This window comes from Paenibacillus sp. 7541 (assembly GCF_002276395.1).
Classification (GTDB): domain Bacteria; phylum Bacillota; class Bacilli; order Paenibacillales; family Paenibacillaceae; genus Paenibacillus_AQ; species Paenibacillus_AQ campinasensis.
Genome location: NZ_NQLZ01000023.1, coordinates 22,401 through 48,637, shown reverse-complemented (window position 1 = coordinate 48,637; position 26,237 = coordinate 22,401). Strand labels below are relative to the sequence as shown.

The window sequence follows — 26,237 nt, the reverse complement described above, 5'->3', positions numbered from 1 at the left end:
CGACACGCTCATATGGTTAAGGTATAAGACTTGCCCTATGAAGTGTTCTAAAGACAAGGAGCTGGTATGAATGTCACCCTTTAAATCGTCCACAGGGCTTCCCGAAAACCTGGCGGCTGCACTATGCTATCTGTTCCCGATGGTCGGAGGGATACTGTTTCTTTCCCTTGAAAAAAGAAGCCGCTACGTCATGTTCCATGCCCTGCAATCCCTGTTCGCCTACGGCATACTGGGCATGGCCCACGTACTGGCCGGCGCCGTGCCGATTATCGGCCTGCTGGCCTCGGCGCTGCTCGCCCTGCTTGGCGTATTAATGTGGCTCATCCTTATCTTCAATGCGCTCCAGGGCAAATGGTTCAAGCTGCCCTGGATCGGCCCCTTCGCCGAGCAGCAGATCCAGCGGTTATAGCAGCCGCATGCCCAGGATGCGGCGATGGACAAACAGCACTTTCTTCTTCCCTCTTCAGGGTGAATGCACCCGGGTGAACACAGAGAAGCCGGCAGAACGAATTCTGCCGGCTTCTGGCCGTTCTCCGGTTAGGCAGGATTCGCCGAACCGGTATGTCTTACAGTGCCTGCTCGTGCCTTCAGGCTACTTTCCCCTCCAGCGCTTCCTCATCTTCCTTGCGGACAGGCGGCGTTGATTTGAGGCCGTTAAAGAGCAGGTTCAGCACGATCGCTGTGACCGTTCCTGCCACAATTCCGTTATCAGCCAGAATGCGAATCCAATCCGGCAGTTTGGCGAACAGTTCCGGCACGGTGGTCACACCCAGGCCGACGCCGACGGAACAAGCGATAATGAACAGATTCTCATGACGGTTCAGGTCCACCTGATCGCCCAGCATCCGGATTCCGGAGGACACGACCATCCCGAAGAGGGCAACCATCGCGCCGCCCAGAACCGAAGGTGGAACCAGGTGCGTCAGCGCAGCGATTTTCGGGATAAGTCCGATCAGCACCAGCACGCCGCCGGCCACCACGATGACGTCGCGCGTTTTTACGCGGCTCATCTGTACAAGCCCGACATTTTGCGAATAGGTGGTGTACGGGAACGAGTTGAACAAGCCGCCCACCACAATGGCAATTCCTTCGGCGCGATAGCCGCGGGTCAGATCCTTCGAATTGATGTCGCGACCGACGATTTTGCCAAGCGCCATAAATACGCCTGTCGACTCTGCCACGCTGACAATCGCCACGAGAATCATGGTCACGATCGGCATCAGTTCAAATGTCGGCGTTCCGAAGTAGAACGGCTGCGGAGCGCGGAACCATCCGGCTTCCTTCAGCGGAGCAAGATCCAGCCCCCCGAACACAGCAGCCGCGAGCGTCCCCAGAATCAGTCCGATCAGGACGGAGATCGAGCGCAGGAACCCTTTAGCAAAACGATTCATAAGGATGATAAACAGCAGCACGCCAAAGCCGAGGGACAGATTCAAGGCACTCCCGAACTCATCGCCGGCATTCTGGCTGCCCCCAAGATCCGTCAAGGCCACCGGAATGAGCGTCAAACCGATGATCGTCACGACCGATCCGGTCACGACCGGCGGGAACACCTTAATCAGCTTCCCGAACAAGCCGGAGAATAACACCACAAACAATCCGGATGCGATAATCGCGCCATAAATCGCCGACATTCCGTACTGCATGCCGATGATAATCATCGGACCAACCGCCTGGAATGCACAGCCGAGCATCACGGGAAGCCCGATGCCAAAATATTTGTTCCCAAACACCTGCAGCAGGGTCGCTACCCCGCAGGCAAGCAGGTCAATCGCGATCAGGTAGGTCAGCTGCTCGGTCGTCAGTCCGAGGGCATTGCCTACAATTATCGGAACGATAATCGCTCCGGCATACATGGCCAGCACGTGCTGGATCCCGAGGGAAATGGTTTTGCCCGGTGCACGATTCTTATCAAAAATCGGTTCTGTCACCGCTTGCTTCGCTTCTTCCATGATTTCTTAACTCCTTCTGAATGAAATGGTTGGATTATGCAAATGTCACTTTCCCATCCTCAAGCGATGCAATACGGACCAGGGACTCGACACGATAACCGGCTTCGCTCAAGAGACGTCCGCCCGGCTGAAATGCTTTTTCGATGACAATCCCGATGCCCACAACCTCAGCGCCCGCCTGCTCCACGATCCGGGCCAGACCGAAAGCTGCCTCGCCGTTGGCAAGAAAGTCATCCACGATCAGCACCTTGTCGCCGGGATTGATGAATTTCTTGGAGACGGTAATTTCGTTGCTCTCCTGCTTGGTGAATGAGTACACCTTCTCGACATATATATCTTCACGGAGCGTCAGCGACTTCTGCTTGCGCGCAAAGATCAGAGGCACGTTCAGCTCAAGCGCGGTCATGATGCCCGGTGCAATACCCGAGGACTCAATGGTCAATACCCGCGTGACGTTGTGCTCCTTGAAGCGCTGTGTAAACTCTTTGCCCACCTCCCGCATCAACACCGGATCCATCTGGTGATTCAGGAACGAATCGACCTTCAGAACCTGATTGCTAAGCACAATACCTTCCTCTTTAACTTTGTTTTGCAGTAATTGCATGATGCTCCCCCTTCATCCTTGTCCACATTCCCAAAAGCAAAAAAGCCCATCTTCATCCTCTCCGTCTCCGAAAAAAGGAATCCATGGGCTAAAGCAGACACAACGGCTGATCCACACGAAGCCCGAAATACAAGGCTGCTGCTGATCGCCGCGCTGCAATATCCCGTAGTCCAATCATTTCCGGTGATCGGGTAGAAACATGCAGGCCAATCCCTGCACATATACGAGAAGATGTACTATTATGATAGAGCTTTAGATTACAACCTTGCTCTCATCGCTTAAAGTAACAGAACGTGTTATATCCGAATGAAAGAAGTATACCGCTTCTCTATGAATAAATAAAGTGAAAATTTGCGAAAACCATCTTTCCAAACTATTCCACACAAAAAAAGAAACCGCTTCTTAAGCCATAAAGGAGCACAGCCCCCAGGCCAAAGAAACGATTTCTTATCTTCCCGATAAACAATCGGTCCGTTCTATACTTCAACGCTATCCTTCAAACGCAACCTGGATCATGACAATCTCCGATTGCGAACCGAGCCGAATCGGCGGTCCCCAGAAGCCGTATCCCGAAGTGACAATCGAATGAAACGATCCCTGCTGCATATAGCCGTAATCGTTCTCGAACAAGGCTCGGGTAATCAGATGAGCCGGGAAGACCTGGCCGCGATGCGTATGGCCCGAAACGATCAGATCGGCGCCCTGCTCTCTGGCCTCCTGCAGCGCATTCGGCTGATGGTCGAGCACAATCACCGGTTTCGACAGGTCCACATCCTGCATCAGCGTCGCCATATCAGACCGGTTACGATCCGAGTAGTCCTTGCGTCCGACCAGCGTCAATTGATCTTCCACCACAAGCGATTCATCATAGAGCACCGTCATCCCGCTGCGTTCCAAAGTGTCAATCAACGCTTGCATTCCAACCGGATCACGGTCGTGATTGCCCAGAGAAGCATACACGCCGTACCGGGCCTCAAGACCCGTCAGAACCTCGTCAATGCCCTGGCGCAAATACGCGTCCAGATCATCGTCGATAATGTCCCCGGGAAACAGGATGAGATCCGGCTGAAGGGCGTTGATTTCCTTCACCATCCGCTCTGCATGGCTCTTGCCCGAGAGCAGGCCAAAGTGCATGTCCGAAGCAAGGACAACGTTCAGATTGTCCAGCCCCCCTGCATTCTTCTCAATCTTCACTTCATATGTACGCACGACCGGGCTGTAGGCATTGTAGGATCCGTAGCTGATCAGGCCGATCAGCAGCACCAGCACGGCGTAGCCTGCGGCCTTCTGCACCGTATGTCTTGGCAACGTGGTCAGCTTGAGCAGCAGCAGCACAATATGCATAACCGGTATCAGAATGATCAGCAAATAGAACACCGCCATCCAGTACGAGCCGATCATGCTTAGAAGCGGTACGCTCCCGATAAAGCGGCCTGTAATAAACGAGGTCGCCACCACGGCCAGAACCACCGCATAAATGATCTTCAACACCAGGGATGGACGCGGGTTCACCCACTTCCATACGCTTCGACCAACATAATAGACAAGCAGACCGTAAACAGCAAGCATTGCAATCGCTATAAATATAAACATCTCCATCTCCTTCCGCCAATAAATATTATATCAAAGAAGGCGGAGGAGATCATCTTTACAATCCTCTCTGCTTCGGCAGCAGATTATTCAATATCGCTTTGAGATTGCGGTCTTCCGTGTATTTCTCCTGACCCATATCCAGCTCGTTCACCCGAATCGAATGGTAGGTCTCGTTCGAATTCACAGGCTTGAACAACAGCTCGTCCTGCTCATCGGGCACGACCTCATATTCCAAATCGCGAAACATATCCAGCAGCTGGTCCGTGCTCGGCGCTTTTCCCTCATCAACGAAAATAAGTCCGCGCAGCTTCTTCGGCCCTTCTGCATGGTTCACTGTAAAACGGACGATGCATTCCATGTTGTATAACAGCTCCCTTCCTCTTCCAGTGTCCATCCCTATTCATGATCTCCTGCCGGAGCAGCGTTCATTCAGGGAACATGGGGCGAATCCCGCACAATGCCAGGACCGGTTCCCAGCTATATTCCCCTATACCCAGCATACGCTATAAAAAAGCAACTGGAAGTGACAAAAGTCACTTCCACACTTCATTCCTCAGATTCTGTTTCTGCCGGTTTATCAGATCGCTGATCGATACCGCGGTCCTCCACAAAACCGGACGAGATATACTCGCGCTGGATGTTTTCAAAATTCGGGCCGTAGCGCTCTTCAAGCTCTTCTCCCATATCCTGCTCCAGATGGAACAGCACCATCTGTTGCGTGAAGTGATGCAGGAGCATCTCCGCCATGACCGGATGCTCGGTAATGACCGCGCCGGTCTCCTGTTCTCCGCCGCGCATGCCGAGCATGCACCAGCTGCGGTCCACAACGAACGAGAACTTTCGCCCGCCGCGGCTCCGCGCACCCAGGTCATCCCAGCCGGACCAAGCCAGCGTCCGGGCCAGTCCGTGGTCCGGACCGTCGCAGGCCCAAACCACCCTAACCCCCCGGGATTCCGCCTCGGCAAGCGGTTCGCGAAGCAGCTCCGCTTCCTCCCGCCATACGTCCACGATAATTTCCCGCTTGGCACGTCCAATCTCGCGGGACAAAATATCGAGCACCGCCTTGTCCCCTTCCATGCTCAGAAACGGCGCTCCGGCTCCCCGGGGCAGGCTCTTCTCCACGAATGCGAGCGACGCTTCCACCCGCATCGAGATCGTCCGGGTCAGCTCCTCGGGCTTGAGCGCCCGGTAACGAAGCGGTTCCCCGGACATGCGCTCCAGCGCTCCCTGACGCTCCAGGCGCTGCATGGCCGCATATACATTCGAGCGGGAAGCGCCAAGACGCTTGGCTACCTCGTAGCCTCCGGCCGGTCCATGCTCAGCCAGATCGACCATAATTTTCGACTCAATTTCGGTAAAACCCAGATTGCGCAAATGATGCAGTAGTTGTTCCATTAACCCAGTCCCCCCAAAGATGCTTGAACGCCAACTTCACCCGCACACACCGCTCGTGCTAGCTGCGCAATATGGCAGTCCCCGTTACCGCTCAGATCTGTTCCGCCCCGCAGCGCGGACACCATTTGGAGCCTTTGGCCAGATCAACGCTGCAAATCTGGCATTTCACCGTATCGCGCGCACTCTCCTCGTCCGGCTTCTGGTCCTGAAACTGATTGTTCTCCTGCCAGAAACGGATGCGGCGATCCAATTCCAGCTGCCGCTCCCGCTCCCGCTCAAGCTCCTCAAGGTGACGGCGTTCCCGTTCGCGTTCTTCCTCTTCTCTGAAGAGCTGCTCCGGATCGACCTCAACCTCCGGATCGATCTCGGCTTCCGGCTCTGCCGGCCCTGACACCGGACGGTATTCAAATCGCTCCTGCACCGCATGTTCTTCCTCATGCTCATGCTCATCCTCAAACGGAAGCACCCGCTCCCGTTCCCTCTGCACCGGCTGCGCCTCAGGCTTAGGCTCGTTTCTCGTCAGCTTCTCGAGCTTGTTCCCGCAGTATGGGCAGAAGTTGGCATCCAGTCCAACGACACGCCCGCACTCGCACAGCCGCTCGTTTTTCATAATGGCAATCCGGTTGCGCAGCGTGTGAATCTGCTCCTGCAAACCGTCACAGACCTGTGCCAGTTCAACCATTTCTTTCTCGGCGACCGACATATCCTGGGATCGGTAGCCCTCATAAAACACTTTGCCCATCTCTTGAAAATAAGCGTTCTTCTGTTGCTCTATTTCAGCGATCTGACTGTTCATTTTGTTGATTTCCACCACATGCTGCGCTTTCTCCGTCGCTTTATTGGCTCCATCCTTCAGTCTTTGCAAAATTTTCATCCGTCTCATCCCTTTCTATCGCTAGTCCGTTTCTCCAATATTCTCCGATATATGTTCGGTCTTATTTACATATTCCAGGCAATCACTTCAATTTCGATTCGGGCCGCTTCAGGCCAGATCAGACAGACGTACTGAATCGCCTCGCCTATCGCTGCCGATGGGAAGCCCACTGGTCATCATCCGTCATTTTTCCCGTAAAAATGCCAGACCCGAAGCTGCGGGGCTTTTCCGTGTACCTATCATACCAAATTTGCTTCCCGTTTGGAAAAAGGGAGGGATTCCCAGGCAAGCCGACAAGCATCCCCGTGCCACTTTCGCTGATTCAGCCCTGCGCGATTGCGTGTAAACATATACAAACCCATCGACAGATGCGGAAATGGAGGGATTTGATATGAATTACGAGAAAACGACCTATTATGTTTCGGTCAAACATAACTTAATCCAAGAAACTCCGCATGAATCCGTTGAATTTGTCGTCCGATTGAGCGAGGATGAGCTGACCAGGCTTCGCGATCTGCTGAACGATGTGGCAAAAAGCGACAAATACGCCTTTCGGCGCACCTTTGTCCCCTATAAGTCCGCAGATCATGATGATGCGGCCAAGCAGTTCGACGACCGGACGATCGAGCTGTACAGCTTCCTCTATGAGCATGGCGATGAGAACAGCCGCAAACTGATTAATGATATGAACATCATCGACAAAATGAACGATACCGGCTATGACCATCCCGGCTACGCCGGCTCACCGACGAACAAACCGCCGGAGAATTGAAAAAATCCCGGAGCGGATGCTCCGGGATTTATGACAGTTCAACACGTTCATATGCCCGAACCTTGCGGATTCCAATTCAACATTAGCGATTGAACAAGGAGACCGCAAGTACATAAAGTCCCTGATGAGGGTAGACTTCAGTCCCTTTTTCCATACAGTTCTTCGGACCTGGAATTACAGTTTGATATTCGACTCGTCGAAATATTCCTCCAGCGTCAATCCGCTGTCGGCAATATCCGGCGCAAGGTCCTTTCCGACATACCGTATATGCCAAGGCTCGTACACGTAGCCGGTAATGCCTTCCTTGCCTTCCGGATAACGAATAATGAATCCGAATGCCGCCGCATGCTCGGCGAGCCACCGGCCCTCCGCTGAACGTCCGAATACTTCTTCCAGCGCATTGCCGACACTCGGGCTGGATACATCAATGGCAAGTCCCGTCTGATGCTCGCTCGTCCCCGGAACTGCACTGACGCGCGACGCCTCTTCCTCACCCTTGGTCCGCACATTGTTCTCATATATCACCTTCTGGCGCTCATAGGAGCGATAGCCGGACACGGCGCGAAGTTCAATGCCGTCGGCCTGGGCAGCTGCAAACAGCTCCTCCAGCGCCTCCGCCGCTTCCCGGCGCATGTGGCGCTTCTCATGCGCTTCGTCAAAGGAGAATGGCACATTCGGCTCTACCAGATCGCTCGGCGCATAGCCGTCCGGCAGGCTCCGCTGCTTGTTCACCACGACCGGGATCGCTTCAGCGTTGATAACGACCTGCTTGCCGCCTTCTTCCTTCACGGTAGCCTGGAGCGCATTCTCGGTCCGCTTCGCCATCACCGGATCGGACGGCACATCGTCCGCTCCTGCCTCACCCTCAGGGATCGTATTCTCCTGCTGCTCCCCGGCAGGCGACTGAAGCTCCTGTCCCTGCTCCTGCCCTGACCCGGCATCCTTCGACTGACAGCCAGCCAGCACCATTCCCGCTACCAGCAGCGATGACAGCAGCAGGGTTGTCCAACTTGTTCTTCTTGCGCTCATCTGCCGCTCTTCCCTTCAAATGAATTGTTTCCTCTCCCCATTGTACCTCATATCGAAATGTGAGGACAAACCATCATTTCATGTCATTGATGGGCTCTAGCGGGCTGGGGAGAGGCTGGGGGCACGCGGGCCGCGTTGCCAGCGCATGGGCGCCGGGCACACCTGCGGCATGGGCGCCGAGTGCACATGGGCCGCGTTGCCGAGGCCGTTCAGCCCCGGGCGTACCTGCGGCATGGGACCGCGTTGCCAGCGCATGGGCGCGGGCACTCCTGCGGCATGGGCCGCCCTGCCGGGGCATGGGCGCCGGGCACTCCTGCGGCATGGGCGCCGCTCCCGGCCCTCGCGGCGCGGACCGCGAAACGGCGGTCAGTCGCCGTTTCGCGGCAGCTGGCGGCGCAGCTGCTCGGCCCGGGCCGCCGTCTGGCGGACCACCAGGCCGAGCGCCTTGGAGGCGCCGCGCACGCCCGGCAGCAGCCCGGCCCAGTCCCCGGCCGGGCGCAGCTCCTCCGGTGGAGGCGGCGGCGAAAGCCGCACCTCCACCTCATCCAGCTGCGGGCCGGGCCGGTGCAGCCGGCCCTCGGCCGCCGCCTCGGCCAGCCACTCGCCTGGAGAAGGGAGCGGCGCTCCCTTCTCCTTGGCCCGTGCGGCCGCCTCGTCGGCGGAGCCGCCTGCCGCGTTCCCGGCCGTCTGGCCCCAGGCGTCGTAGACGCCGGCCAGCAGCGCCTCACGCGGCAGCCCCAGCAGCGCCAGCCGCTGGAGCGGCTCCGCTGCCAGCCGCTGCCGTGCGGCATCCAGCACGGCGGCGGCATGGCTGCAGGCAGCGCGCCCGCAGGAGCAGCGCGCGGCCGATCCATCGCCTTCAAGCGAAGGCGATGGAAGCCCGGCGTCCGCCTCGGCGGCCGGACGCCCGGCAAGCAGGCGGTACAGCGTCAGCGGCCGAAGGCCGAGACGCTCCACCAGCGCCTGCTTGGCTTCCGGTGTCAGCACGTCCACCGGAACCTCCACCAGCGCCGATTCGGTTTCATCATCCGCGCGCTGAACTGCCCCTTTGATCAGACCTGGGGTGAAATCCAGCCTCACCTGTCCCCGCTCAGGGGCTTCCTGCTGCTCCATGGTGGCACAACCTCCTCTTAAGCTTCCAGGCACTCCTCTCGGGGCCTGGGTTCTACCGCTGCCAGAAGGCTCTTGCCTTCACTTGCAGCTACAGCCAATCCTGACTTTGCAGCTCGATCAATTCGCGCAGTTCACGGTCCGACATCTCGGTCAGCCAGGTTTCGCCTGACCCGACCACCTGCTCAGACAGCGCCTTCTTCTGCTCGATCAGCTCATCAATTCTTTCCTCCAGCGTTCCCTGGGCAATCAGCTTGTGCACCTGCACATCACGATGCTGCCCGATCCGGAACACGCGGTCCGTCGCCTGATTCTCCACCGCCGGATTCCACCAGCGGTCATAGTGAAGCACATGGTTGGCCCGGGTCAGGTTGAGCCCGACGCCGCCGGCCTTCAGGGACAACACGAAGAACTCGGAGCCCTCGCCCGCCTGAAAGGCCCGAACCATCTCGTCGCGGTCCCGCTTGGCTACGCCGCCGTGCAGGAAATGCGGCTGCTTCCCGTACCTCCGGGTGAGCACGCTGACCAGCAGTTCTCCCATCGCAACATACTGGGTGAATATAAGCGCCGATTCGCCTACATCGGCAATGCTGTCCAGAATCTCCAGCATCCGCTCCAGCTTGCCCGACTGCTCGATGCGTACAGTGCGGCTGTCCTCCCCGCGAATGAGCTGCGGGTGATTGCAGATCTGCTTCAGCTTGGTCAGCGAGGACAGCACCAGCCCCTTCCTCGCCAGACCTGTCCGATTCTCGATCTGCCCCAGCATTTCGTCGACGACCGCCTGATACATCGCCCCCTGCATCTCGCTCAGCCTGCAGTAGGACTTTACCTCCAGCTTCTCCGGCAGATCCTTGCGGATGTCCGGATCACTCTTCAATCTGCGCAGCATGAAGGGCGAGATCAGCCTGTGCAGTTCACGCAGCCGCTCCTGCTGCCCGTCGCCTGCGGCGTAACGCTGCCGGAATCCGTTGAAGGAGCCGAGATAACCGGGGTTGAGAAAATGAAAAATCGACCACAGCTCGGCCAGCCGGTTCTCCACCGGCGTACCGGTCATGGCGATCCGGTGAGGCGCTGACAGCTTCATGACACTCTGCGCCTGCTTGGTCCGGTAATTCTTAATGTACTGCGCTTCATCCAGCACGATGCTCGACCAGGATACGGCTGCCAGATCACTGCCGTCCCGCCCTGCCAAATGATAGGTCGTCAGCACAACGTCGTACTCCCGGACCTCCTCCTGGAACGCCTCCCCCTTCAGGCGGCGGGTCCCATGATGGATATACAGCGACAAATCCGGGCCGAAACGTTGGAACTCCCGCTGCCAGTTGCCAAGCAGCGAAGTCGGACATACGATGAGCGCCGGTCCCCGGCCTGCAGCAGTCCTTGTACTGTCCAGCAGACAGGTAATAACCTGAACCGTCTTTCCAAGTCCCATATCATCTGCCAGACAGACCCCGAATCCCATATCGCGCATCAGGCTGAGCCACTGAAAGCCGCGTTCCTGATAAGGCCTTAGCTCCCCGTGCAAGGAAGCCGGAACAGGTCGTTCCGGAAGCTCGCGCAAGCCATCGCCGGCCAGCAGCGAAGACAGCAGTCCTGTCGTCTCCAGCTCCTCGATCAGCAGCCCCTTCCAGATTCGCTCCCCGTCCTGTTCGGCGGCGAGATGGACCCATTCGGCCAGCTCCATTTCCCCCTGCTCATGACGCTTCATGAACCGGAGGACCTGGTTGATCTCCTTCAGGTCCACCTCAATCCATTCTCCCCGGAACTGCACGTACGGCAGGTTTTGCTGCACCAGCGCTTGCAGCTCTTCCCGGGTGATGGGCTGCCCGCCCATCGAGGCCGAGATCTGGAATTCCACGAGATGCTTCATTCCGAGCACCGGCCTTGCGCCTTCCTCCCCGGTCAGCCTGGCATCCGGCTGCATCTTCAGGGACAGTCCGACGCGGCGGCGGCCTTCTCTGGTCCACCTGGAAGGCATCTGGATCTTCACTCCCCCGGCCGTCAGCTGCGGAACTGATTCCTTCATGAAAGACGCAAGCCGGCCAAGCGGAATAACGACACCTTCGGGTGCCGGTCCGAATAGGCCCTCCGCGAGATCCGGGGCCTGCTCTGCCGCCTCGCCAAGCCTCATTAAATACTGGTCGCGCACGCTGCGGTACACCCGTCCCCGAATCATCCGATCCGGCTCCTTCCCGCCCCATATGCTTCGGGCAGGCAGCCAGACGCCTTCATCCTCCACGCTGCCAGCCCAGAACGAGATCCGCCACTCCTCGGCCCCAGGTTCAAGCGGAGGCTCCAGCCTCAGACCAAGCCGGAGGGTTCCGTCCTCAGGAGGCAATTCCTCTCCCTCCATATAAGGCATGCCCGCCTGGCTTACTGCCTCCACGCTGCTGACCAGACCGCCGATCTCTTCCGGCGTTCCCTGAACGGGAATTTCCCGGCTGACCGTAAGCAGACTGTTCCACCACAGCTCGACCAGCGGGGATTGTCCCCGCCTGTAGGCAGCGAGATGAGCGGACAGCTTGCTCTCCAGCTCCTGCACCGATTGCCTGGATTCACTGTCGATGATCGCGCTCAGGAAAGAATGCAGCACGATGGCCCCCGCTTCTTCCCGGCTCGCCGGCTCGTGACCCGCAAAGGCCGCCGGGGCCCCCAAGCATATCGGCGGCATATTGGCTGCAAGCTGCAGGAACCGCTCCCGATCCTCCCCATCAAGCTGCGGTCTCCATACCGCCCGAATGCTCTCGGTTGATGTTCGGCGCCGGCCGGTAGGGCGCACCTCCGCCGAGGACGGCGCCAATTTGCCGCGCAGCAGCAGCTCCATCGCAAATTGGCTCGCCTTGACCCAAAATCGCATCTCCTCCCCCGTCTCCAGGCCCTGGCTTCTATAGTGATCGCTGTCCAAGAACAGCAGCATCCGGAATGCATCGGCAGGCGAAAGCGCCAGTCCTTCCAGCATGCGTCCGCCCAGCAGCTTACGTTCCGGCCGCCTTCCGTTTTTGGGCTCCATGGTCTGCAGCGGGTACCTCAGCTCGGCCAGCCGGAGAACAGCGCCTGTATAAGGACGGCTTCCGTCCTGAAGGCGAAGGGCCTTCACCACCCGGCTCCATGCATCGACCCGCGGCTCTGACACCTCGCCCGAAAAACAAAAGAATACGTCACCTAACCATACGCCATAAAGCGGTTGATTCATGATAGTCTCCCGTCTTTTCCTGCTTTTTAGATATTATTACTATCTTATACGATCACCGCCTATTTTCAAAACATTCCAGGACATTCTGCCGATAAAAAGATGATAAAGACCGTCTTCCGCAGCAACAAAGGCGCCGTGCTGTTCGGTTACAAATGCAACCTGATGTGGGATGATACGTATCCTTTTACAGATATGAACGAGAGGATTAGGGGGAATGTAACATGGCGGTTATGTTTAGCTTGGGATTATTGATTATTCCTTTATTATTTCTTCTTCACATTGCCATTTGTATTTGGGGTTATAACGATGCACGCCGGATGGGACGGAGCCCGGAGTTCGCTCTTCTGGTCGTTCTCGGCATGCTGTTTTTCCCTGTCGTCGGCCCCATTATCTATCTGCTGATTCGCAACAGCTAGCGTCAGGATATGGCATGCAGCAGAATCGCCCGTCAGGCACAAAAAAAGAAGCTCTCCGCGCGGCTATAAGCCTAACGCCAAGAGCTTCTTGATCATGCGTGTGATCATTACTTCTTAACGGCAATTACCTCAATCTCCACGAGTCCGTCCTTCGGCAGACGGGCCACTTCCACGGCACTGCGCGCCGGATACGGCTCGGAGAAAAAGCTTCCGTACACTTCATTCACCGCTGCAAAATCGTTCATATCCTTCAAAAACACCGTCGTTTTGACCACTTGGTCCAGGCTTGCTCCGGCCGCTTCGAGAATGGCCTTCACATTTTGCAGCGACAGCTTGGTCTGCTCCTGCACATCGGCTCCAAATTCGCCCGTCTCCGGATTCAGGCCAAGCTGACCGGATGTGTAGACGAACCCGTTGATTTCCACCGCCTGGCTGTAAGGCCCGATAGCGCCTGGCGCACTTGAGGTCGAGATTATATTTTTGCTCATCCGTATTCCCCTTCCCTATTCAACAACTTGTACGTATTCTCATTGTAATCCCATCGGCATACCTTGGCAAACGACTTTGAACATTTAGCCTTCCGAACCGAGCACATGCAGCACTTCGTTCGTATATACATGGCTGCCGGACACATTCGACAGACCGATCACCACCATCGACCGGGCAACCTTGCTTGCAGGGATCGCCCGATAAGGCGCCAGCCTCGGCGTTCGAAAGACGACATCCAGCGACGTCATCAGCACAGCTGCCAGTCGCTCACCGAATCGCGTATCCGTCCTCTCCCCCAGAAGCAGCGACGGCCGAAACAGATGCAGCCCGCTAAATCCGATGCTGGCGAGCCCCTCTTCCATCTCGCCCTTCGTGCGAAGATAGAAATTGCGGACCTTCGGGCTTGCGCCCGCCGAACTAACCGCCATAAATTGACGCACCCCGCTTCGTTTGGCAAGCTGCGCCGTCTTCAGGACGTAGTCCAGATCTACCTTGCGGAACTGCTCCTGAGAACCCGCTTGCTTAATCGTCGTTCCGAGGCAGCAGTACACACTATGAACATCCGCAAAAAACGCAGTATACATCTCGAGCCGATCCCAGTCGATCTGCATCACCTTCAGCTTGGGATGCGTCATCTCAAACGGCCTGCGAACCAGAGCGCGCACCTCCACAATTTCCTCCTGCTGCAAGAGCTCCTTGACAACAAGTCCGCCGACAAGTCCTGTCGCTCCCACCACAAGTGCAATTTGCCCCATAGCGCCTAGCATCCCCCTTTCCCCAATCGTTCCGAACACGGTCACCACCGCCAAGCAGGCCCTATGTATCATCAGCACGGAATCAGCATGGCCTGCATCTTGCTCTCCGACTCATTCTACACCGCATCCCCTGCTACAACAAACATGACCTGGCATGTCAGGCTACGCCCAGGTCATCTGTCTGCCTATCCGCTATTCATTGCCCATCCCATACTATTCGCCTTAACCCGGAAGATCACCTGCCTGGAAGAGGGGGGGCGCGATAAACTAATGGCAGGCAAGTCATCATTACCTCGCACCTGTCATTGAAATGAATAATTGTGGATAATTTTAAAAATTAAGGTCGTTTTTGGTTTTATAACATGTTAACTTACAGAGGAACGTTAACTTACTGGGGAAAAGGGGATAGAAAATCATGGAGATTCGATTCGAAAGATGGCCTTCCTGGCGCATAGCCTACATTCGGCGCAGGGGCCCTTATGGCGCTGGAAATATCCAGACCATGGAGGCGTTAAAAGGGTGGGCCCGAGCGCACAAACTGCTTCATCATTCGACTGCGATACTTGGAATCGCGCAGGACAATCCGGACATCACGCCACCGGAACATTGCCGCTATGATGCAGGGATAATTCTTCCGGACGCAGATTCAGACGAAGGCCGTCTTCTTTCAAAGGAAATTCCGATGCCGTGGGATGATCACATTCACCAAGGAAAGCTGGCGGAAGGAGAATATCTGGTGTGCAAAATCAAACATACGGCCGAACACATCGAACAGGCCTGGAAGCGGATCTTTCAAGCCATGGAGCATCATGGTTACCGTATGGATCATAAACCAGTTATTGAACGTTATTCTGAGGATCTCGTGAGCGAAGGCTACTGTGAGCTATGCGTCCCGGTTACCGGATAAAAACAGCCGGGCTGAGGGGCATCTCTGCACCTCAGCCCGGCCACATCAACCGGTTAATCGCGATAGCGATCGGTCCATTCCATATATTCACGCTCTGCCGCATCCTTGGAGCGGCCGTAGCGCTCCTGGATTTTGCCTACGAGCTTTTCTCTCTCACCGTCGATGACATCAAGGTCATCATCCGTCAGCTTGCCCCACTGTTTCTTGGCTTCACCCTTCATCTGTTTCCATTTCCCTTTGAACACGTTGTTATCCATGATCATCAGTCCTCCTTGTAGAAGATGGTGTACCTCTCATCAGAGATCTCTTGTGCGCCTCCGGGGAAGTCTGCATGTCTATTGCCACGATTCATGACCATCCCTGATGGTCCATGTTCGTTATGGGCAACATCGATGCCTATGCTGTTTTTGTGCTGATCAGCGTCTACACGTCTTTACCCGCATCTCCCCGTTCTGAATCGACATCGAACAGGCAGAACAGGCGCAGGCGGCCCGGGGAGCTTCCCCTGACCGCCTGCGCCTTTCAAACATTACCCTTTCAACTTAAGGACCGACGACTCGCCCTCATTCTCCTTCTCCTGCTCCTTATCATCGCCCACCAGTTCCCTGGCCGAGGACTTGAACTCCGACAGGGTGCGCCCCACCGCTCTTCCCAGCTCCGGGAGCTTGGAAGGACCGAACAGAATGAGCACGACCACCAAGATCATCATGATGCCGACGAAGCCAACATTTTGAAACATCGCTATCCTCTCCTTTCACCATTTCCGAAACATCTGATCCACACATCATGCGACAGCCTGCCTGCACAGCTAAAGTGAGGTTCTCTCTTATTTACTCGAATACACCGCAACCGCCTCGATCTCGATCAGCCAATCTGAATTAACCAGGCTTGCCACGCCCACCGTAGAGCGCGCAGGCTTCACCGGGTTCTGTTCATTGTTGAAGAACTGGGCATACGCCTCAAACCAGCCATTGTAATCAAAAGCACCATCCATCGCAGCATCAGGCGTTAGATAGGCCCGCAAATACACCACATCCTTCATGGACAGCCCCTGCTCCTTGAGCTGCCGCTCAATCGCCTTCAACGTCCCGATGGCCTGTGTCTTCGTATCGCCATACCGCCCGTACACCGTCTTCCCATTCCTGTTAATGACAGGCGGAACGGTGCCGCTCGTGTATAGATAGGCTGCGCCTTCAGGAACGATCACACCACTTGCGATAGATGAGGTCGGGCTGCCATAAAATATCGGCGGCGAACCTGCCGCAATCGACGGCTTCTCCGCCACATCGGAAGGCGAATCAGCATAAGCGACCATGCTGACAGCGCTGAACATCAAGGTCAGAAGGGCTATAGATCTCCATTTACGTTTCATTATAAAAAAACACTCCTCTCTTCATTAAACCAGGGTAGGATGCCCGCCGCCATGCGCCGCCTCTGCACCGATTTATCCGGTCCAGTAACGACAGCCTGCTGTTAAGCCTGCATGACGCGCTGATGAAGATCGCTCACCACCACCCTTGCCGACTCCATGGCTCCCGCCTGCCACGCAGTAATGTAGCTGATATGCTCGCCTGCCAGATAAATCCGGTTGTCCGGCTTGCACAGCGTCTTGTAGAAGGTCTGGCGATCGTCTGCGGAGTAGGACACCCATCCGCCTTCTTGGTACGGCACTCGCTTCCAGTCAATTGAAAAGGAAGCGTCAAACTCCTTCATATACTGCGGATGAATCTTCGCTCCTTGGGTCAGCGCAAGCTTCTCGCGCTCTTGATAGGACATCCCGCCAAGCTTATCTGCAATGCCGCCGTAAGCGTAGTAACCGAGCAGAATTCCCTTTTTGCTGAAATAATCGTTGGACGGATAATAGATTTGCGTAATGTCCATATTGGTCAGGCTGCTGCCGCCGTACAGATGCTCATCCTCCTCCCAGAACCGGCGTTTGAACTGCAACCCGATCTTGCCTGCAGAGGCATAACGTGTACTGTTAATGGCCTTGGCCATGTCCGGGGAGAAATCAGCGGGGATTTTTTTGAGGACAGATAACGGGATGGTGCAAATGCAGTAGTCACCGGCAATCTCATGCTCCTGCTTGGTCGCCAGATCCTTGTATACGACGCGCACGCCGGATGCAGACTGGCGAATCTCCTGCACCTCGGTCCGGTATTTGATCCGGTCCCCGACATGCTTCTCGAAGGCTTTAACAATCGCATCCATGCCGCCAACGGGATGGAACATGAGCATCTGCTGATCGTAGCTGTATTCGTTGCTGAAATAGTTACCGAAGCCTGAATTCACAATGGACTTCAGATCGAACGGGTCACGACGCACACCGGCATCGAGCCGGCTGGCCGGCTCGGTCTTGTAGCCGCCGCGGGATGACCCCTTGTAGAACAGGTCCGGGCTCAGATCTCCCTCCGCCCGCAAATACTCCACCAGCTTTGCCTTTTCCTCGGGTCCAAGCGGCAGATCCAGCGCTTTCTGATCGACCGCCTTGGCGAGCATCTCCGCGACATACCCGCGCATATCCGCCTTGGCTGCACGCTTGGGCACACGCTGGCCGGACAGAGGCCCTGCATTCTCGTTATAGTAATAGCCGCTCTCATTCACATTGTTGAACGGCTCGATGGCCACCCCTAGAGTGCGGCAGTATTCCATCGTGACATGAAACTGCGGAATCCGCATCGGCCCGGCATTGAAATACAGTCCCGGGTCATTGTCGAAGCGGGCGATCTGAAGACCCGTGCCGATCTCACTGGCGGCCGTTCCCTTCCGGATGGTCCAGCATCGTCCGCCGGCATGACCTTTCGCTTCCAGCAGCGTGCAGTCGTAACCAGCCAGTCCCAGCTCATAGGCGGCGGTCAAGCCTGCAATACCTGCCCCGAGTATGATAATTTTCTGGCCGGTGCGTCCGCTTAGCTGAAGATCATTTCGACCGGGAGGCGTAAATTCAGCCGCCTTCAACGTTTGGGGAGTGAGAAGGCCCATCGTGCCCATCAGGCTGAAGACAGCGACGGAGCCGCCCAGCTTGCCCACGGTGTTCAAAAACTGTCTGCGGGTCATCTCTTTTGACTGTTCCTTTGTTGCCATCGCGATCACTCCTCGGCTATGTAGTCAGGTTATGAGCCGATATTAACAAAGAAAATGGGTTTTGACTTAAATCTTGTCAGGATTTCTTACACAATTTTTATTTTTTGAAAAACAATTGCTTTTTTTAACCGTTTTTCATAAAATCAATGTCATAAAATCTTCCGCTAACAAGCGTTGACATCCACATCCTTATCAACCAGCTTTCAATTCGGTGTACTCCCCAAGCATTACGCTTCCGTTTGGGTTAATAATAGTTACACAGGAGGTAATATGAATGGAAAGTAAGGTCATGAGCATCGGGGTAGTGTGTGAGTTAACCGGACTGTCGGAAAGGCAAATTCGTTACTACGAGGAGCGAAAGCTGGTATTTCCAGCCCGCACGAAAGGAGGGAATCGGCGCTATTCCTTTGAGGATGTACAAAAATTGCAGGAAATCCACCAAAAGATGCAGGAGGGATTTAATACATTTGAACTGAAAGAAATAATCTCGCCAAAAACCAAGCGCTGTGCGCCGGCGTACCGCTGAAAACTGAAAATGATAGAGGAGGGAGAGCCTGATGGAGCACAACAAAACGATGACGATCCTGGAGCACATCGCCGAGCTTAGAAAGCGGATCCTGCTAATCCTGCTGGTATTCGTGCTGTCGATGGGCATCGGGCTGGCTGCCGCGCCGCATCTTCTGAGCTTTCTCAAGCTGCACTCGCCCGCCTTTCAGGTGAATTGGAATGCCTTCTCCCCCTGGGACGGCCTTCGGATCTATATGAGCATTGCAATGGTGCTCTCGCTGGCCCCGACCCTTCCGTTTGCATTCTACCAGACCTGGCGGTTTGTACAGGAGGGCTTGAGCAGGCAGGAGAAGTCCGCAACACTGCGCTTTGTTCCGTTTTCGGCTGTGTGCTTCGTGGCCGGGATTTCTTTTGCTTACTTTGTCGTTTTCCCGATGAGTCTTGCCTTCACGGGCAGCATCAACGCCCAGCTGAACCTAGCTGAAACGTACGGGGTGTCCCAGTACTTCGGCTTCATGATCAGCATTGTGATTCCGCTGTCCCTTGCGTTTGAGCTGCCGGTCGTCGTGCTGTTCCTCACCCGGATCGGTCTGCTTCAGCCCGCGCTTCTCAGAACGATGCGCCGTTACGCCTACCTGGTCCTTGTCATCATCGCCGCGCTCATCTCGCCACCGGACCTGGTATCTCATCTGCTCGTCGCCATACCGCTAATCGCCCTGTACGAGCTGAGCGCCTGGCTGGCACACAGAATGCACCGCAGGCAGATCGCACGGGAGCAGTTGCAGCTGCAGCCGGATCCGGCCGATCACGCGGGTCAAACCGCATAGATTCAGCGGAGCATAAGACCCCGATTTGCTTTTTGAGCAGAGTATAGTGTATAATAAGTAATTGTTATCCGAAGTTTAACCCCGTAAGTTCCTCAACAAGGTTAATTCTATAACTATCACGAAGTGTAAAATTCCTATTTAATAACCCAACAAGTATGAGTTTTATTGGAACGTTTTCTGATTCACACTGGAGCGGTCATCGGAGCCGCAAGGACGAAAGAGAGGCAGGGCTTTTGTTGTTTTGGAAGCTGTCTTCCTGATATGAACTTCTAACACGGAACCGTCTGAACACCCGTCATGGGAGGGGCAGGGGTTAAATTTCATAGCGCATGGATAAGCGCAACATGCTGGACCCGGCGAATTCGCCGGGTCCTTTCATTTTATAAGTGGAAAATTATGAATATATGCGAGTTCCTCACGGTGACAGCGGCCCACTAGCGTGCATATGATACCGAAGATAACCGTATTTTCGAAAAGGAGCGAGCAGCCTTGAAAAAAAGAAAAAAGCAGAAGCCCTCTTCGGCCTCAACGCCAGATAAACGATATATCGTCGATGCCAATACAAGGGAGTTGGATTTTCTGGGCAATGGAATGACACCGGTCCATAGACAGGAGAAGCCTGCAAAGATTATGGGAGCGGCCGTAGCCGAAGAGCAGGTTGTCGAGCATGAACATTTCGACAATGAATCGGGTATTGGGTTCGATGTAAGTATACTAGACAGAGACCGGAGCGAATCCAAATCAGTTCTGAACCAGGAGGCGGAATCCGCGGTAGAAGGAGAGAAGCCGGTCCAAAAGATACTGGCTGAGAAACAAATGCCAGAGCTGAAGGAAGCTTTCATATTCACCGAGGATATCGGCGAGTTTGCCGTCACCGAGAGCCGAATCGCTCCCCATGCAATTTCTGCGTCAAAATTAGCGCCCGGGGCCATTGGCTCAGAAGCAATCCAAGATTATGCGATCACCAGCGTTCATTTAGCCGAAGGCACGATAACATCCGGGAAAATCGCTCCTTTGTCCATTTCGGGTGAACATATCGTTGACGGATCCCTATCCACTCGCAAACTTCGGGACAACTCGATTAACACAAGTAAAATAAAGGATAGCAGCATCACCTCTCAGAAGCTGGCAGACCGCGCCGTCACGGGGGACAAAATCGCTGACGGCAGCATTACCGCCCGTCATATCAGCCAATTGCTTATTACAAGCGAAATTCTGGATGATCAAGCCGTAACCAACGACAAAATCGCTTCGAGCGCAGTGGAGACACGCCATCTGGCAAACGGGGCGGTCCATAACTCCAAGCTCGCAGAACAGGCGGTAACGACCTCCAAAATTCGCGACTTCGCCGTAACCGGGGACAAAATCGAACCGGGAGCTATCGGCAGCAGCCATATTACGGCTCAATCCATCCATGGAGACCATCTTGGGCATGGCGCCGTGAACCGCGAGCACCTGGCTCCCGAATGCATCGGTCCGGCGCAAATAGCCGAGGAAGCCGTGCAATCCCCTCACATCCAGAACGGAGCCATTCAATCCGTCCACCTGGCCAAAGGATCCATCGGACCTGAACAAATTCAGAAGGGCTCGGTCGGTTCGGAGCAAATCAGCAACGAGGCCATACTCAGCAGTCATCTCGGAAATGCCAGCGTGACGAGTCCGAAGCTGGCGGATCAGTCCGTCGGAACCATTAAGTTGGTGGAGCATGCGGTAACAGCTTCGAAAATTGCCGACCAGAGCATTCTGCCGCAGAAAATTGCTAACGAAGCGGTTCAAGCCCGACATCTGGCCAAAGGATCGGTCGAGGCCGCCCATATAGCGCCGCAATCGATTCAGACTCAGCACTTGACAGTAAACGCAATCGGCTCTGCCCATATCGCCGAGGGAAGCCTTCTTCCGGCCCACTTCGGAAATAATAGCGTCAATAGGAACGCCATTCAGCCAAAGGCGATTGAAGAGCGCCACATCGCGGATGCAGCTATAGCCGACCAGCACCTTAAACAAGGGGCCGTCAGCGAAGATAAGCTCGCCTCGGGAAGTGTGACCGCCAGCAAGCTGGCTTTCGGATCCGTCGGTGGAACTAATATCGCTCCAGAAGGCGTCACCTCAGAGCACATCACTAAGCAATCCATCAAGGAACATCATCTGAACATCGGCAGTGTCGGCTCGGGTTCGATTCAGGAGCAGGCTGTGCAAGGGTGGCATATCGCAGACGAGACCATTGAAAGCCGGCATATGCAGCAGGGGAGCGTGAAGACCAGTGCGCTTGCCGACGGCTCGATCACCTCAGAGAAGATTTCGCTTGGCGCGGTTACGGAATCCCTGATTGGGGAGGGTGCTGTATTTCCGCGTCACCTAACAGATTATGCAGTCACTTCCTTGAAGCTGTCCCCGGAAAGCGTATCAACCGACAAGCTTGCCGATCTGGCCGTTACGTCCTCCAAGCTGGCAGAAGGCAGCATTACTAAAGACAAAATAGCCGCCCATGCGATCGAAGGCACTCACCTGTCTGCGGAATCTGTCGCTGGAGAAGCGATTCGGAACGGTGCAATCAGCTCGGATAAAATCGCTCCTCAAGCCGTGAACGGCAGCCATATCGAAAGGGAAGCCATCAGCGGAGCGCATATTGCACAGAACTCCATCAGCGGCTCCCACTTACAAAAGCAAGCCATCACTTTGGAGCACCTTGCCGATGAACTTCGTTCTCCAGAGCATTATGCCGATGCCAGCATACAAGGAATCAAGCTTGCACCTCAGTCGATCTCGAACAACCACCTTTCCCTTGGATCGGTGGCTGAGGACAATCTGCAGGACCATGCTGTCAGCAGCGGCAAGATCCATCCGGGCTCGATTGCCCCAGAGCATCTGCAAGCAGGCAGTGTGCGCTCCCCGCATATTGGAGACCAATCCATTATGGCTCAGCATGTGCAAGACGGGGAGATTAAGGATAACCATATTGCAGCCGGGGCGATCCAAGCCCATCACATGACAACAGGTACCGTTACGTCGCAGCATATATCCGAAGGAGCTGTCGACAGCAAGCATCTGGCAGAAGGTGCTGTATCCGGCCAGCATCTGAACAAGGGTATCGTTTCCTTCGAACACCTAACCTTCCCTCCTATCCGCAGTACAGCTGGGGGGCAGGCAAAGCTCCAGCAGTTCGGCATTACACCGTTTGTTCTGACTGGAACAGAAACTCAGATCAACGTAAACGTGAATTTTGATGAGCCTTTTGCAGACATCAATTATGTTATCGTTGGGATGAGCAATAGTCTTGGCTTCCAGTTCTCTATCAAATCTCAACACAAGCACACCGCAGAACTGGAGGTTGTACGGCAGCCGGACTGCAATCTATCCTATGGGTTTATCTCCTGGATCGCTGTCGGTCCCTGCTCATGACATCCTAAAGTAACAGGCATGCTTCCTTTTTTGGAAGCATGCCTGTTACTTTTATATCTAGGATTCAGCAATCGCTAGCAAGCTCACGTATCGAACCTCTTCCGTTCGTCTCTCCCTCAAGAAGTTGAATGAGGATAGATCATCACCTTCACACTGCTGTCCTTCTGGGTTCTGGCAAGCTCGATCGCTTCCTTGATCTCGTTCAGCGAAAATTGATGTGTTATGATATCTCGAATCCGGTGACTACCGCCTTCCAGCATCCGAATTGCAGCAGGGTACGTGTTCACATAACGGAACACGCCATACACATCCAGCTCAGCATCAACCAGTGCGCCGATATCCACTGGAATGGCATCCCGGGTTGGCAAGCCGACCAGCACAATCCGCCCTCCGCGATTGACATAACCGATGGAGCCTGCAACCGCTCCTGCATTGCCCGATGTCTCGATAACCAGATCGATGCCCTCGCCACCGGTTACTTCCTGAATCCGTTCGCTCACATCATCCTGCTGCGGATCGATGACGCCGGCCGCTCCCATCTGCAGCGCCAGCTTGCGGCGGAACTCCACCACATCGCTGCCGTACACGGCTGATGCGCCAGCCATCCGGGCAGCCTGAATGGCAAGCAGACCGATCGGGCCTAGGCCAAGCACCAGCACCCGATCCTCAGGGCGTATACGGCCCCGCCGCACCGCATGAATGCCTACCGAGAGCGGCTCCAGCAGCGCCCCTTCCTCAAAGCTCATCTCATCCGGCAGGCGGAACAGGAAATCGCTGCGAACCGCAACATATTCGGCCCAAGCCCCATCCACGGGCGGGGTAGCCATAAAGACAACATCGGGACACAGATTATATCTTCCGCTTTTGCAGTATGAGCATCGTCCACATGTAACACCTGGCTCGACGGCCACCCGATCCCCGGGCGCGACGTTCGTCACGTTCTCTCCTGTCCGCACAACGACCCCGGCCAGCTCATGCCCTAGAATAAGCGGCTCCTTCACTTCATATCTTCCAATTCGTCCATGCTCGTAATAATGGACATCCGAGCCACAGATGCCAATACAATGGACCCGGATCAGAGCCTCGTCAGGCTTCGGTTCAGGGACAGGGACCTGCTTGACTTCGATCGACAGCGGACGATCAAGCACCGCTGCTGACATCATCGGTTTTTGTGACATACATTCCCCCACCTCTCGATAAAGTAATCGCTTACTCCTCCATTCTACACGATTCGGGCTCGCTTCGTCAGACTTGCGGCTTGTCTTGCGAAATCACGCCCCGGCATCGGAACGTTCTATCCTATCCTTGCAGCTGAAGCCACTCCTCCCGCAAAATCCCCATCCGGATCGAGTCATAGTAATGTCCGTTGTAATAGCGGACTTTGCGAATTCTGGCCTCCATCTGCATGCCCAGCTTGTCTCCAACCCGCATCATTCGCTCATTGCCTGACCAGGTGGTAATGCCAACCCGAACCAGCGGCAATGTCCGGAACAAATGAGCCATCCATAACTTTAACGCCCGGGTTCCCAGTCCTCTTCCCCATGATTCATTCTCATAGAGTACAATGCCCATCTCCAGCCAGCGGGAGGGCTCGTGCTCCCAATAATAAGAGACGGTCCCCCTGACTGCGCCGTCCACTTCAATAACCCAGAAATCGTCGGCCTGTACCCATTTGTCGGCAGAGGTCAGAAATTCTTCATAGCTCATCGTCTTATGCGGGTAATAGGGAGCATCCCATTTCTTCCACTCCGGCTGTTCTTCCTTATAGATTAAGGTCCATAGATGATATAAATCCGGCTCGCCGATCGGGCGGATAGTCAATTCTTGATCTGTATACATGAACTCTCCTTTAGATATGCTATTCTCTCAACTCATGTATTTCATTATATCAGACAACGTTTGCCTTTGGTCTCTTCCATCCGTTACAATAACGGAAAATCACCATTATGTTGAGTTATTACAGGAGCGTAATTATGAGTAAAAAAATCGTGGCCATCGACATGGACGATACGATCTGCCACCTCATCCCGAAAGCGATCAGCTATCACAATGCCCAGTACGATCAGCCTCAGCTGGCCATGGAACACATTACAAGCTTCAACCTGCATGGCATCTGGCATCCGCAGTGCACCGAGGATGTGTTTTTCGGCAGACCCGGACTGTATGAGGAGCTCGATATATTTGATGAGCATACCGTAGAGGAAATTCGGAAGATGATGACCGACTATGATGTGATCGTCATCACCGCCGCGCGCCCGTCCTCGGTTCCCGAGAAGTGGAAATGGATGCAGCAGCACCTGCCATTTATTCCGTATGACAATTTTTTTGTAGCCAAACGCAAATATTTAGTTGATTTCGATCTTCTCATTGACGACGGTCCTCATAATGTGATCGCCGCCAGAGAGGCCGGCAAGCAGACTATCCTGATTCCGAGGCCGTGGAATGCGCATATCCAGAAGGATTATGTGCTCAAAGACTCGTGGGACGGCATGTATGAGCTGGTCGGGGAATTGCTGTCCGAGAAGCCGGACGGGAGGGAGTAAGCGATGACTATAGAGCGCAATGGCCAATACCTCTCGCAGGATATTCACTTTTTTACCGCCGCGCTGTCGGAGACGCTCGTTACGGTCTGGGAGGAAGATCCCGCAGGTGTATATATCGAAATCGAACGCGGCTTTATCGAAGGCTATTCCCCCGAAGTCGTGCATGTACGAAATGTGGCATCCGGCTCCCGAACAAGCTATAACCGTGACACCGTCATGTTTCAGCGCATCTAGCCCCTGTCCAAAAAGCGCGCAGATCCCTGCAGGATCGCGCGCTTTTTGTGCTTGCCGGTGCTATTTTCTTAGTCGGGTAATCGCTTCCGCCGTCTGCTTCACCGCCTGATGACCAAACACCGCAAAAGCCCCCGCAAGAATGCCTTGTATAATACTCTCCACGCTCCAGCCGATCAGTTCGACTGTAAGCAGAATCGATACGATGATCACCACATAAACGATGCTCCAATTCGGAACTCTCGGTGTCTGCTTCAGCACATAACCGATAACCCAACAGGCGGCAACCACCATGAACAGCCGAGGATCAATCAATTGAAAGATAATGCCCCATTCCATCGGTATCCCTGCCCTTCTATGCCTTGAGTCTCTTCATATTCTATGCGGCAAAACTATCGTTTGTCCGAATAGATATCAGACTATTAGTAGAGTATGCGGAACCTTGGCGGGATTATTCCGAATTTTGATAGAAACAGGACGCTGGACCGGCCATCGAGCCGTTTCCTCATGGTTGCCACCCGGCGAACATACAGTCCGAATACAACGTAACCGGCTGC

At 55.0% G+C, this 26,237-nt stretch carries 27 protein-coding genes and 1 riboswitch; of the genes, 9 read left to right on the top strand and 18 right to left on the bottom strand.

All coding sequences use genetic code 11. The features are described from left to right. Positions 1 to 70: 70 nt before the first annotated feature. On the top strand, positions 71 to 409 hold the full coding sequence (locus tag CHH75_RS14715; RefSeq protein WP_095265943.1) for a DUF4870 domain-containing protein: 339 nt from the start codon (positions 71 to 73) through the stop codon (positions 407 to 409). Between the two features lie 178 nt (positions 410 to 587). On the opposite strand, the gene CHH75_RS14710 is transcribed toward CHH75_RS14715, so the two are convergent. From CHH75_RS14710 to CHH75_RS14685, 6 genes are all read right to left on the bottom strand, one after another. Next, a complete protein-coding gene (locus CHH75_RS14710; RefSeq protein WP_095265942.1) occupies positions 588 to 1,952 on the bottom strand; it encodes a nucleobase:cation symporter-2 family protein in 1,365 nt (454 codons plus the stop codon). Positions 1,953 to 1,986: 34 nt separating this feature from the next. Then, positions 1,987 to 2,556 (bottom strand): xanthine phosphoribosyltransferase, encoded by a 570-nt coding sequence (locus CHH75_RS14705; RefSeq protein ID WP_095265941.1) that lies wholly within the window; start codon positions 2,554 to 2,556, stop codon positions 1,987 to 1,989. A gap of 146 nt (positions 2,557 to 2,702) precedes the next feature. Continuing rightward, a riboswitch (purine riboswitch) is annotated at positions 2,703 to 2,803 on the bottom strand. 242 nt (positions 2,804 to 3,045) lie between these two features. Next, the gene (locus tag CHH75_RS14700) at positions 3,046 to 4,149 is read right to left on the bottom strand and encodes a metallophosphoesterase (protein WP_176475574.1); all 1,104 of its coding nucleotides are present in this window, start codon (positions 4,147 to 4,149) and stop codon (positions 3,046 to 3,048) included. Between the two features lie 55 nt (positions 4,150 to 4,204). Next, positions 4,205 to 4,507 (bottom strand): hypothetical protein, encoded by a 303-nt coding sequence (locus tag CHH75_RS14695; RefSeq protein WP_095266050.1) that lies wholly within the window; start codon positions 4,505 to 4,507, stop codon positions 4,205 to 4,207. A gap of 188 nt (positions 4,508 to 4,695) precedes the next feature. After that, the gene (locus tag CHH75_RS14690) at positions 4,696 to 5,544 is read right to left on the bottom strand and encodes a TrmB family transcriptional regulator (protein ID WP_095265939.1); all 849 of its coding nucleotides are present in this window, start codon (positions 5,542 to 5,544) and stop codon (positions 4,696 to 4,698) included. Between the two features lie 91 nt (positions 5,545 to 5,635). Further along, positions 5,636 to 6,418 (bottom strand): zinc ribbon domain-containing protein, encoded by a 783-nt coding sequence (locus tag CHH75_RS14685; RefSeq protein ID WP_095265938.1) that lies wholly within the window; start codon positions 6,416 to 6,418, stop codon positions 5,636 to 5,638. A 391-nt stretch (positions 6,419 to 6,809) separates the two neighbouring features. Here CHH75_RS14685 and CHH75_RS14680 point away from each other — a divergent pair, with 391 nt between their 5' ends. Further along, positions 6,810 to 7,190 (top strand): hypothetical protein, encoded by a 381-nt coding sequence (locus CHH75_RS14680; protein WP_095265937.1) that lies wholly within the window; start codon positions 6,810 to 6,812, stop codon positions 7,188 to 7,190. 174 nt (positions 7,191 to 7,364) lie between these two features. Here CHH75_RS14680 and CHH75_RS14675 read toward each other — a convergent pair whose 3' ends face one another. The 3 genes from CHH75_RS14675 to CHH75_RS14665 form a co-directional block, all read right to left on the bottom strand. After that, positions 7,365 to 8,219 (bottom strand): M15 family metallopeptidase, encoded by an 855-nt coding sequence (locus CHH75_RS14675; RefSeq protein WP_095265936.1) that lies wholly within the window; start codon positions 8,217 to 8,219, stop codon positions 7,365 to 7,367. 366 nt (positions 8,220 to 8,585) lie between these two features. Then, on the bottom strand, positions 8,586 to 9,332 hold the full coding sequence (locus CHH75_RS14670; protein WP_095398544.1) for a hypothetical protein: 747 nt from the start codon (positions 9,330 to 9,332) through the stop codon (positions 8,586 to 8,588). An 88-nt stretch (positions 9,333 to 9,420) separates the two neighbouring features. Further along, positions 9,421 to 12,522 carry a DEAD/DEAH box helicase gene (locus CHH75_RS14665; RefSeq protein ID WP_095398543.1) on the bottom strand — a complete coding sequence of 1,034 codons (3,102 nt, stop codon included), beginning with the start codon at positions 12,520 to 12,522 and terminating at the stop codon, positions 9,421 to 9,423. Positions 12,523 to 12,743: 221 nt separating this feature from the next. Between CHH75_RS14665 and CHH75_RS14660 the strand changes: the two genes are divergently transcribed. Beyond that, a complete protein-coding gene (locus CHH75_RS14660) occupies positions 12,744 to 12,938 on the top strand; it encodes a PLDc N-terminal domain-containing protein (RefSeq protein WP_095398542.1) in 195 nt (64 codons plus the stop codon). 107 nt (positions 12,939 to 13,045) lie between these two features. On the opposite strand, the gene CHH75_RS14655 is transcribed toward CHH75_RS14660, so the two are convergent. Together CHH75_RS14655 and CHH75_RS14650 are read right to left on the bottom strand one after the other, a co-directional pair. Next, a complete protein-coding gene (locus CHH75_RS14655; RefSeq protein WP_095265933.1) occupies positions 13,046 to 13,426 on the bottom strand; it encodes a RidA family protein in 381 nt (126 codons plus the stop codon). Positions 13,427 to 13,510: 84 nt separating this feature from the next. Next, positions 13,511 to 14,182: an NAD(P)H-binding protein gene (locus CHH75_RS14650; protein WP_095398541.1), complete on the bottom strand. Its 672-nt coding sequence runs from the start codon at positions 14,180 to 14,182 to the stop codon at positions 13,511 to 13,513. Positions 14,183 to 14,597: 415 nt separating this feature from the next. On the opposite strand from CHH75_RS14650, the gene CHH75_RS14645 reads away from it, so the two are divergent. After that, positions 14,598 to 15,089 (top strand): AraC family transcriptional regulator, encoded by a 492-nt coding sequence (locus tag CHH75_RS14645; RefSeq protein WP_095398540.1) that lies wholly within the window; start codon positions 14,598 to 14,600, stop codon positions 15,087 to 15,089. 53 nt (positions 15,090 to 15,142) lie between these two features. Here the strand turns inward: CHH75_RS14645 and CHH75_RS14640 are convergent, their stop codons facing one another. The 4 genes from CHH75_RS14640 to CHH75_RS14625 form a co-directional block, all read right to left on the bottom strand. Continuing rightward, positions 15,143 to 15,346: a CsbD family protein gene (locus CHH75_RS14640; RefSeq protein ID WP_095266048.1), complete on the bottom strand. Its 204-nt coding sequence runs from the start codon at positions 15,344 to 15,346 to the stop codon at positions 15,143 to 15,145. A gap of 272 nt (positions 15,347 to 15,618) precedes the next feature. Further along, positions 15,619 to 15,828, bottom strand: a complete 210-nt coding sequence (locus CHH75_RS14635) for a twin-arginine translocase TatA/TatE family subunit (RefSeq protein WP_095265930.1) — start codon at positions 15,826 to 15,828, stop codon at positions 15,619 to 15,621. 87 nt (positions 15,829 to 15,915) lie between these two features. Beyond that, on the bottom strand, positions 15,916 to 16,461 hold the full coding sequence (locus CHH75_RS14630) for a RidA family protein (RefSeq protein WP_095398539.1): 546 nt from the start codon (positions 16,459 to 16,461) through the stop codon (positions 15,916 to 15,918). A gap of 101 nt (positions 16,462 to 16,562) precedes the next feature. Continuing rightward, positions 16,563 to 18,173 (bottom strand): flavin monoamine oxidase family protein, encoded by a 1,611-nt coding sequence (locus tag CHH75_RS14625; protein ID WP_095398538.1) that lies wholly within the window; start codon positions 18,171 to 18,173, stop codon positions 16,563 to 16,565. A gap of 274 nt (positions 18,174 to 18,447) precedes the next feature. On the opposite strand from CHH75_RS14625, the gene CHH75_RS14620 reads away from it, so the two are divergent. The 3 genes from CHH75_RS14620 to CHH75_RS14610 all read left to right on the top strand — a co-directional run bounded on the left by CHH75_RS14620 (position 18,448) and on the right by CHH75_RS14610 (position 22,906). Continuing rightward, positions 18,448 to 18,699: a MerR family transcriptional regulator gene (locus CHH75_RS14620; protein ID WP_095265927.1), complete on the top strand. Its 252-nt coding sequence runs from the start codon at positions 18,448 to 18,450 to the stop codon at positions 18,697 to 18,699. Between the two features lie 31 nt (positions 18,700 to 18,730). Continuing rightward, positions 18,731 to 19,507 carry a twin-arginine translocase subunit TatC gene (tatC, locus tag CHH75_RS14615; RefSeq protein ID WP_095265926.1) on the top strand — a complete coding sequence of 259 codons (777 nt, stop codon included), beginning with the start codon at positions 18,731 to 18,733 and terminating at the stop codon, positions 19,505 to 19,507. Between the two features lie 489 nt (positions 19,508 to 19,996). Continuing rightward, positions 19,997 to 22,906, top strand: coding sequence for a WIAG-tail domain (locus tag CHH75_RS14610; protein ID WP_095398537.1), 2,910 nt, complete (start codon positions 19,997 to 19,999; stop codon positions 22,904 to 22,906). Between the two features lie 116 nt (positions 22,907 to 23,022). On the opposite strand, the gene CHH75_RS14605 is transcribed toward CHH75_RS14610, so the two are convergent. Next, positions 23,023 to 24,084 (bottom strand): NAD(P)-dependent alcohol dehydrogenase, encoded by a 1,062-nt coding sequence (locus CHH75_RS14605; protein WP_095398536.1) that lies wholly within the window; start codon positions 24,082 to 24,084, stop codon positions 23,023 to 23,025. Between the two features lie 121 nt (positions 24,085 to 24,205). Then, positions 24,206 to 24,745, bottom strand: coding sequence for a GNAT family N-acetyltransferase (locus CHH75_RS14600; RefSeq protein WP_095265923.1), 540 nt, complete (start codon positions 24,743 to 24,745; stop codon positions 24,206 to 24,208). A 134-nt stretch (positions 24,746 to 24,879) separates the two neighbouring features. Here CHH75_RS14600 and CHH75_RS14595 point away from each other — a divergent pair, with 134 nt between their 5' ends. Together CHH75_RS14595 and CHH75_RS14590 are read left to right on the top strand one after the other, a co-directional pair. Further along, positions 24,880 to 25,449, top strand: coding sequence for a 5' nucleotidase, NT5C type (locus tag CHH75_RS14595; RefSeq protein WP_095265922.1), 570 nt, complete (start codon positions 24,880 to 24,882; stop codon positions 25,447 to 25,449). 3 nt (positions 25,450 to 25,452) lie between these two features. Next, complete coding sequence (locus CHH75_RS14590; RefSeq protein ID WP_095398535.1) at positions 25,453 to 25,683, top strand: hypothetical protein; 231 nt, start codon at positions 25,453 to 25,455, stop codon at positions 25,681 to 25,683. 60 nt (positions 25,684 to 25,743) lie between these two features. Here the strand turns inward: CHH75_RS14590 and CHH75_RS14585 are convergent, their stop codons facing one another. Further along, the gene (locus CHH75_RS14585; protein ID WP_095398534.1) at positions 25,744 to 26,019 is read right to left on the bottom strand and encodes a phage holin family protein; all 276 of its coding nucleotides are present in this window, start codon (positions 26,017 to 26,019) and stop codon (positions 25,744 to 25,746) included. Between the last annotated feature and the right edge of the window lie 218 nt (positions 26,020 to 26,237).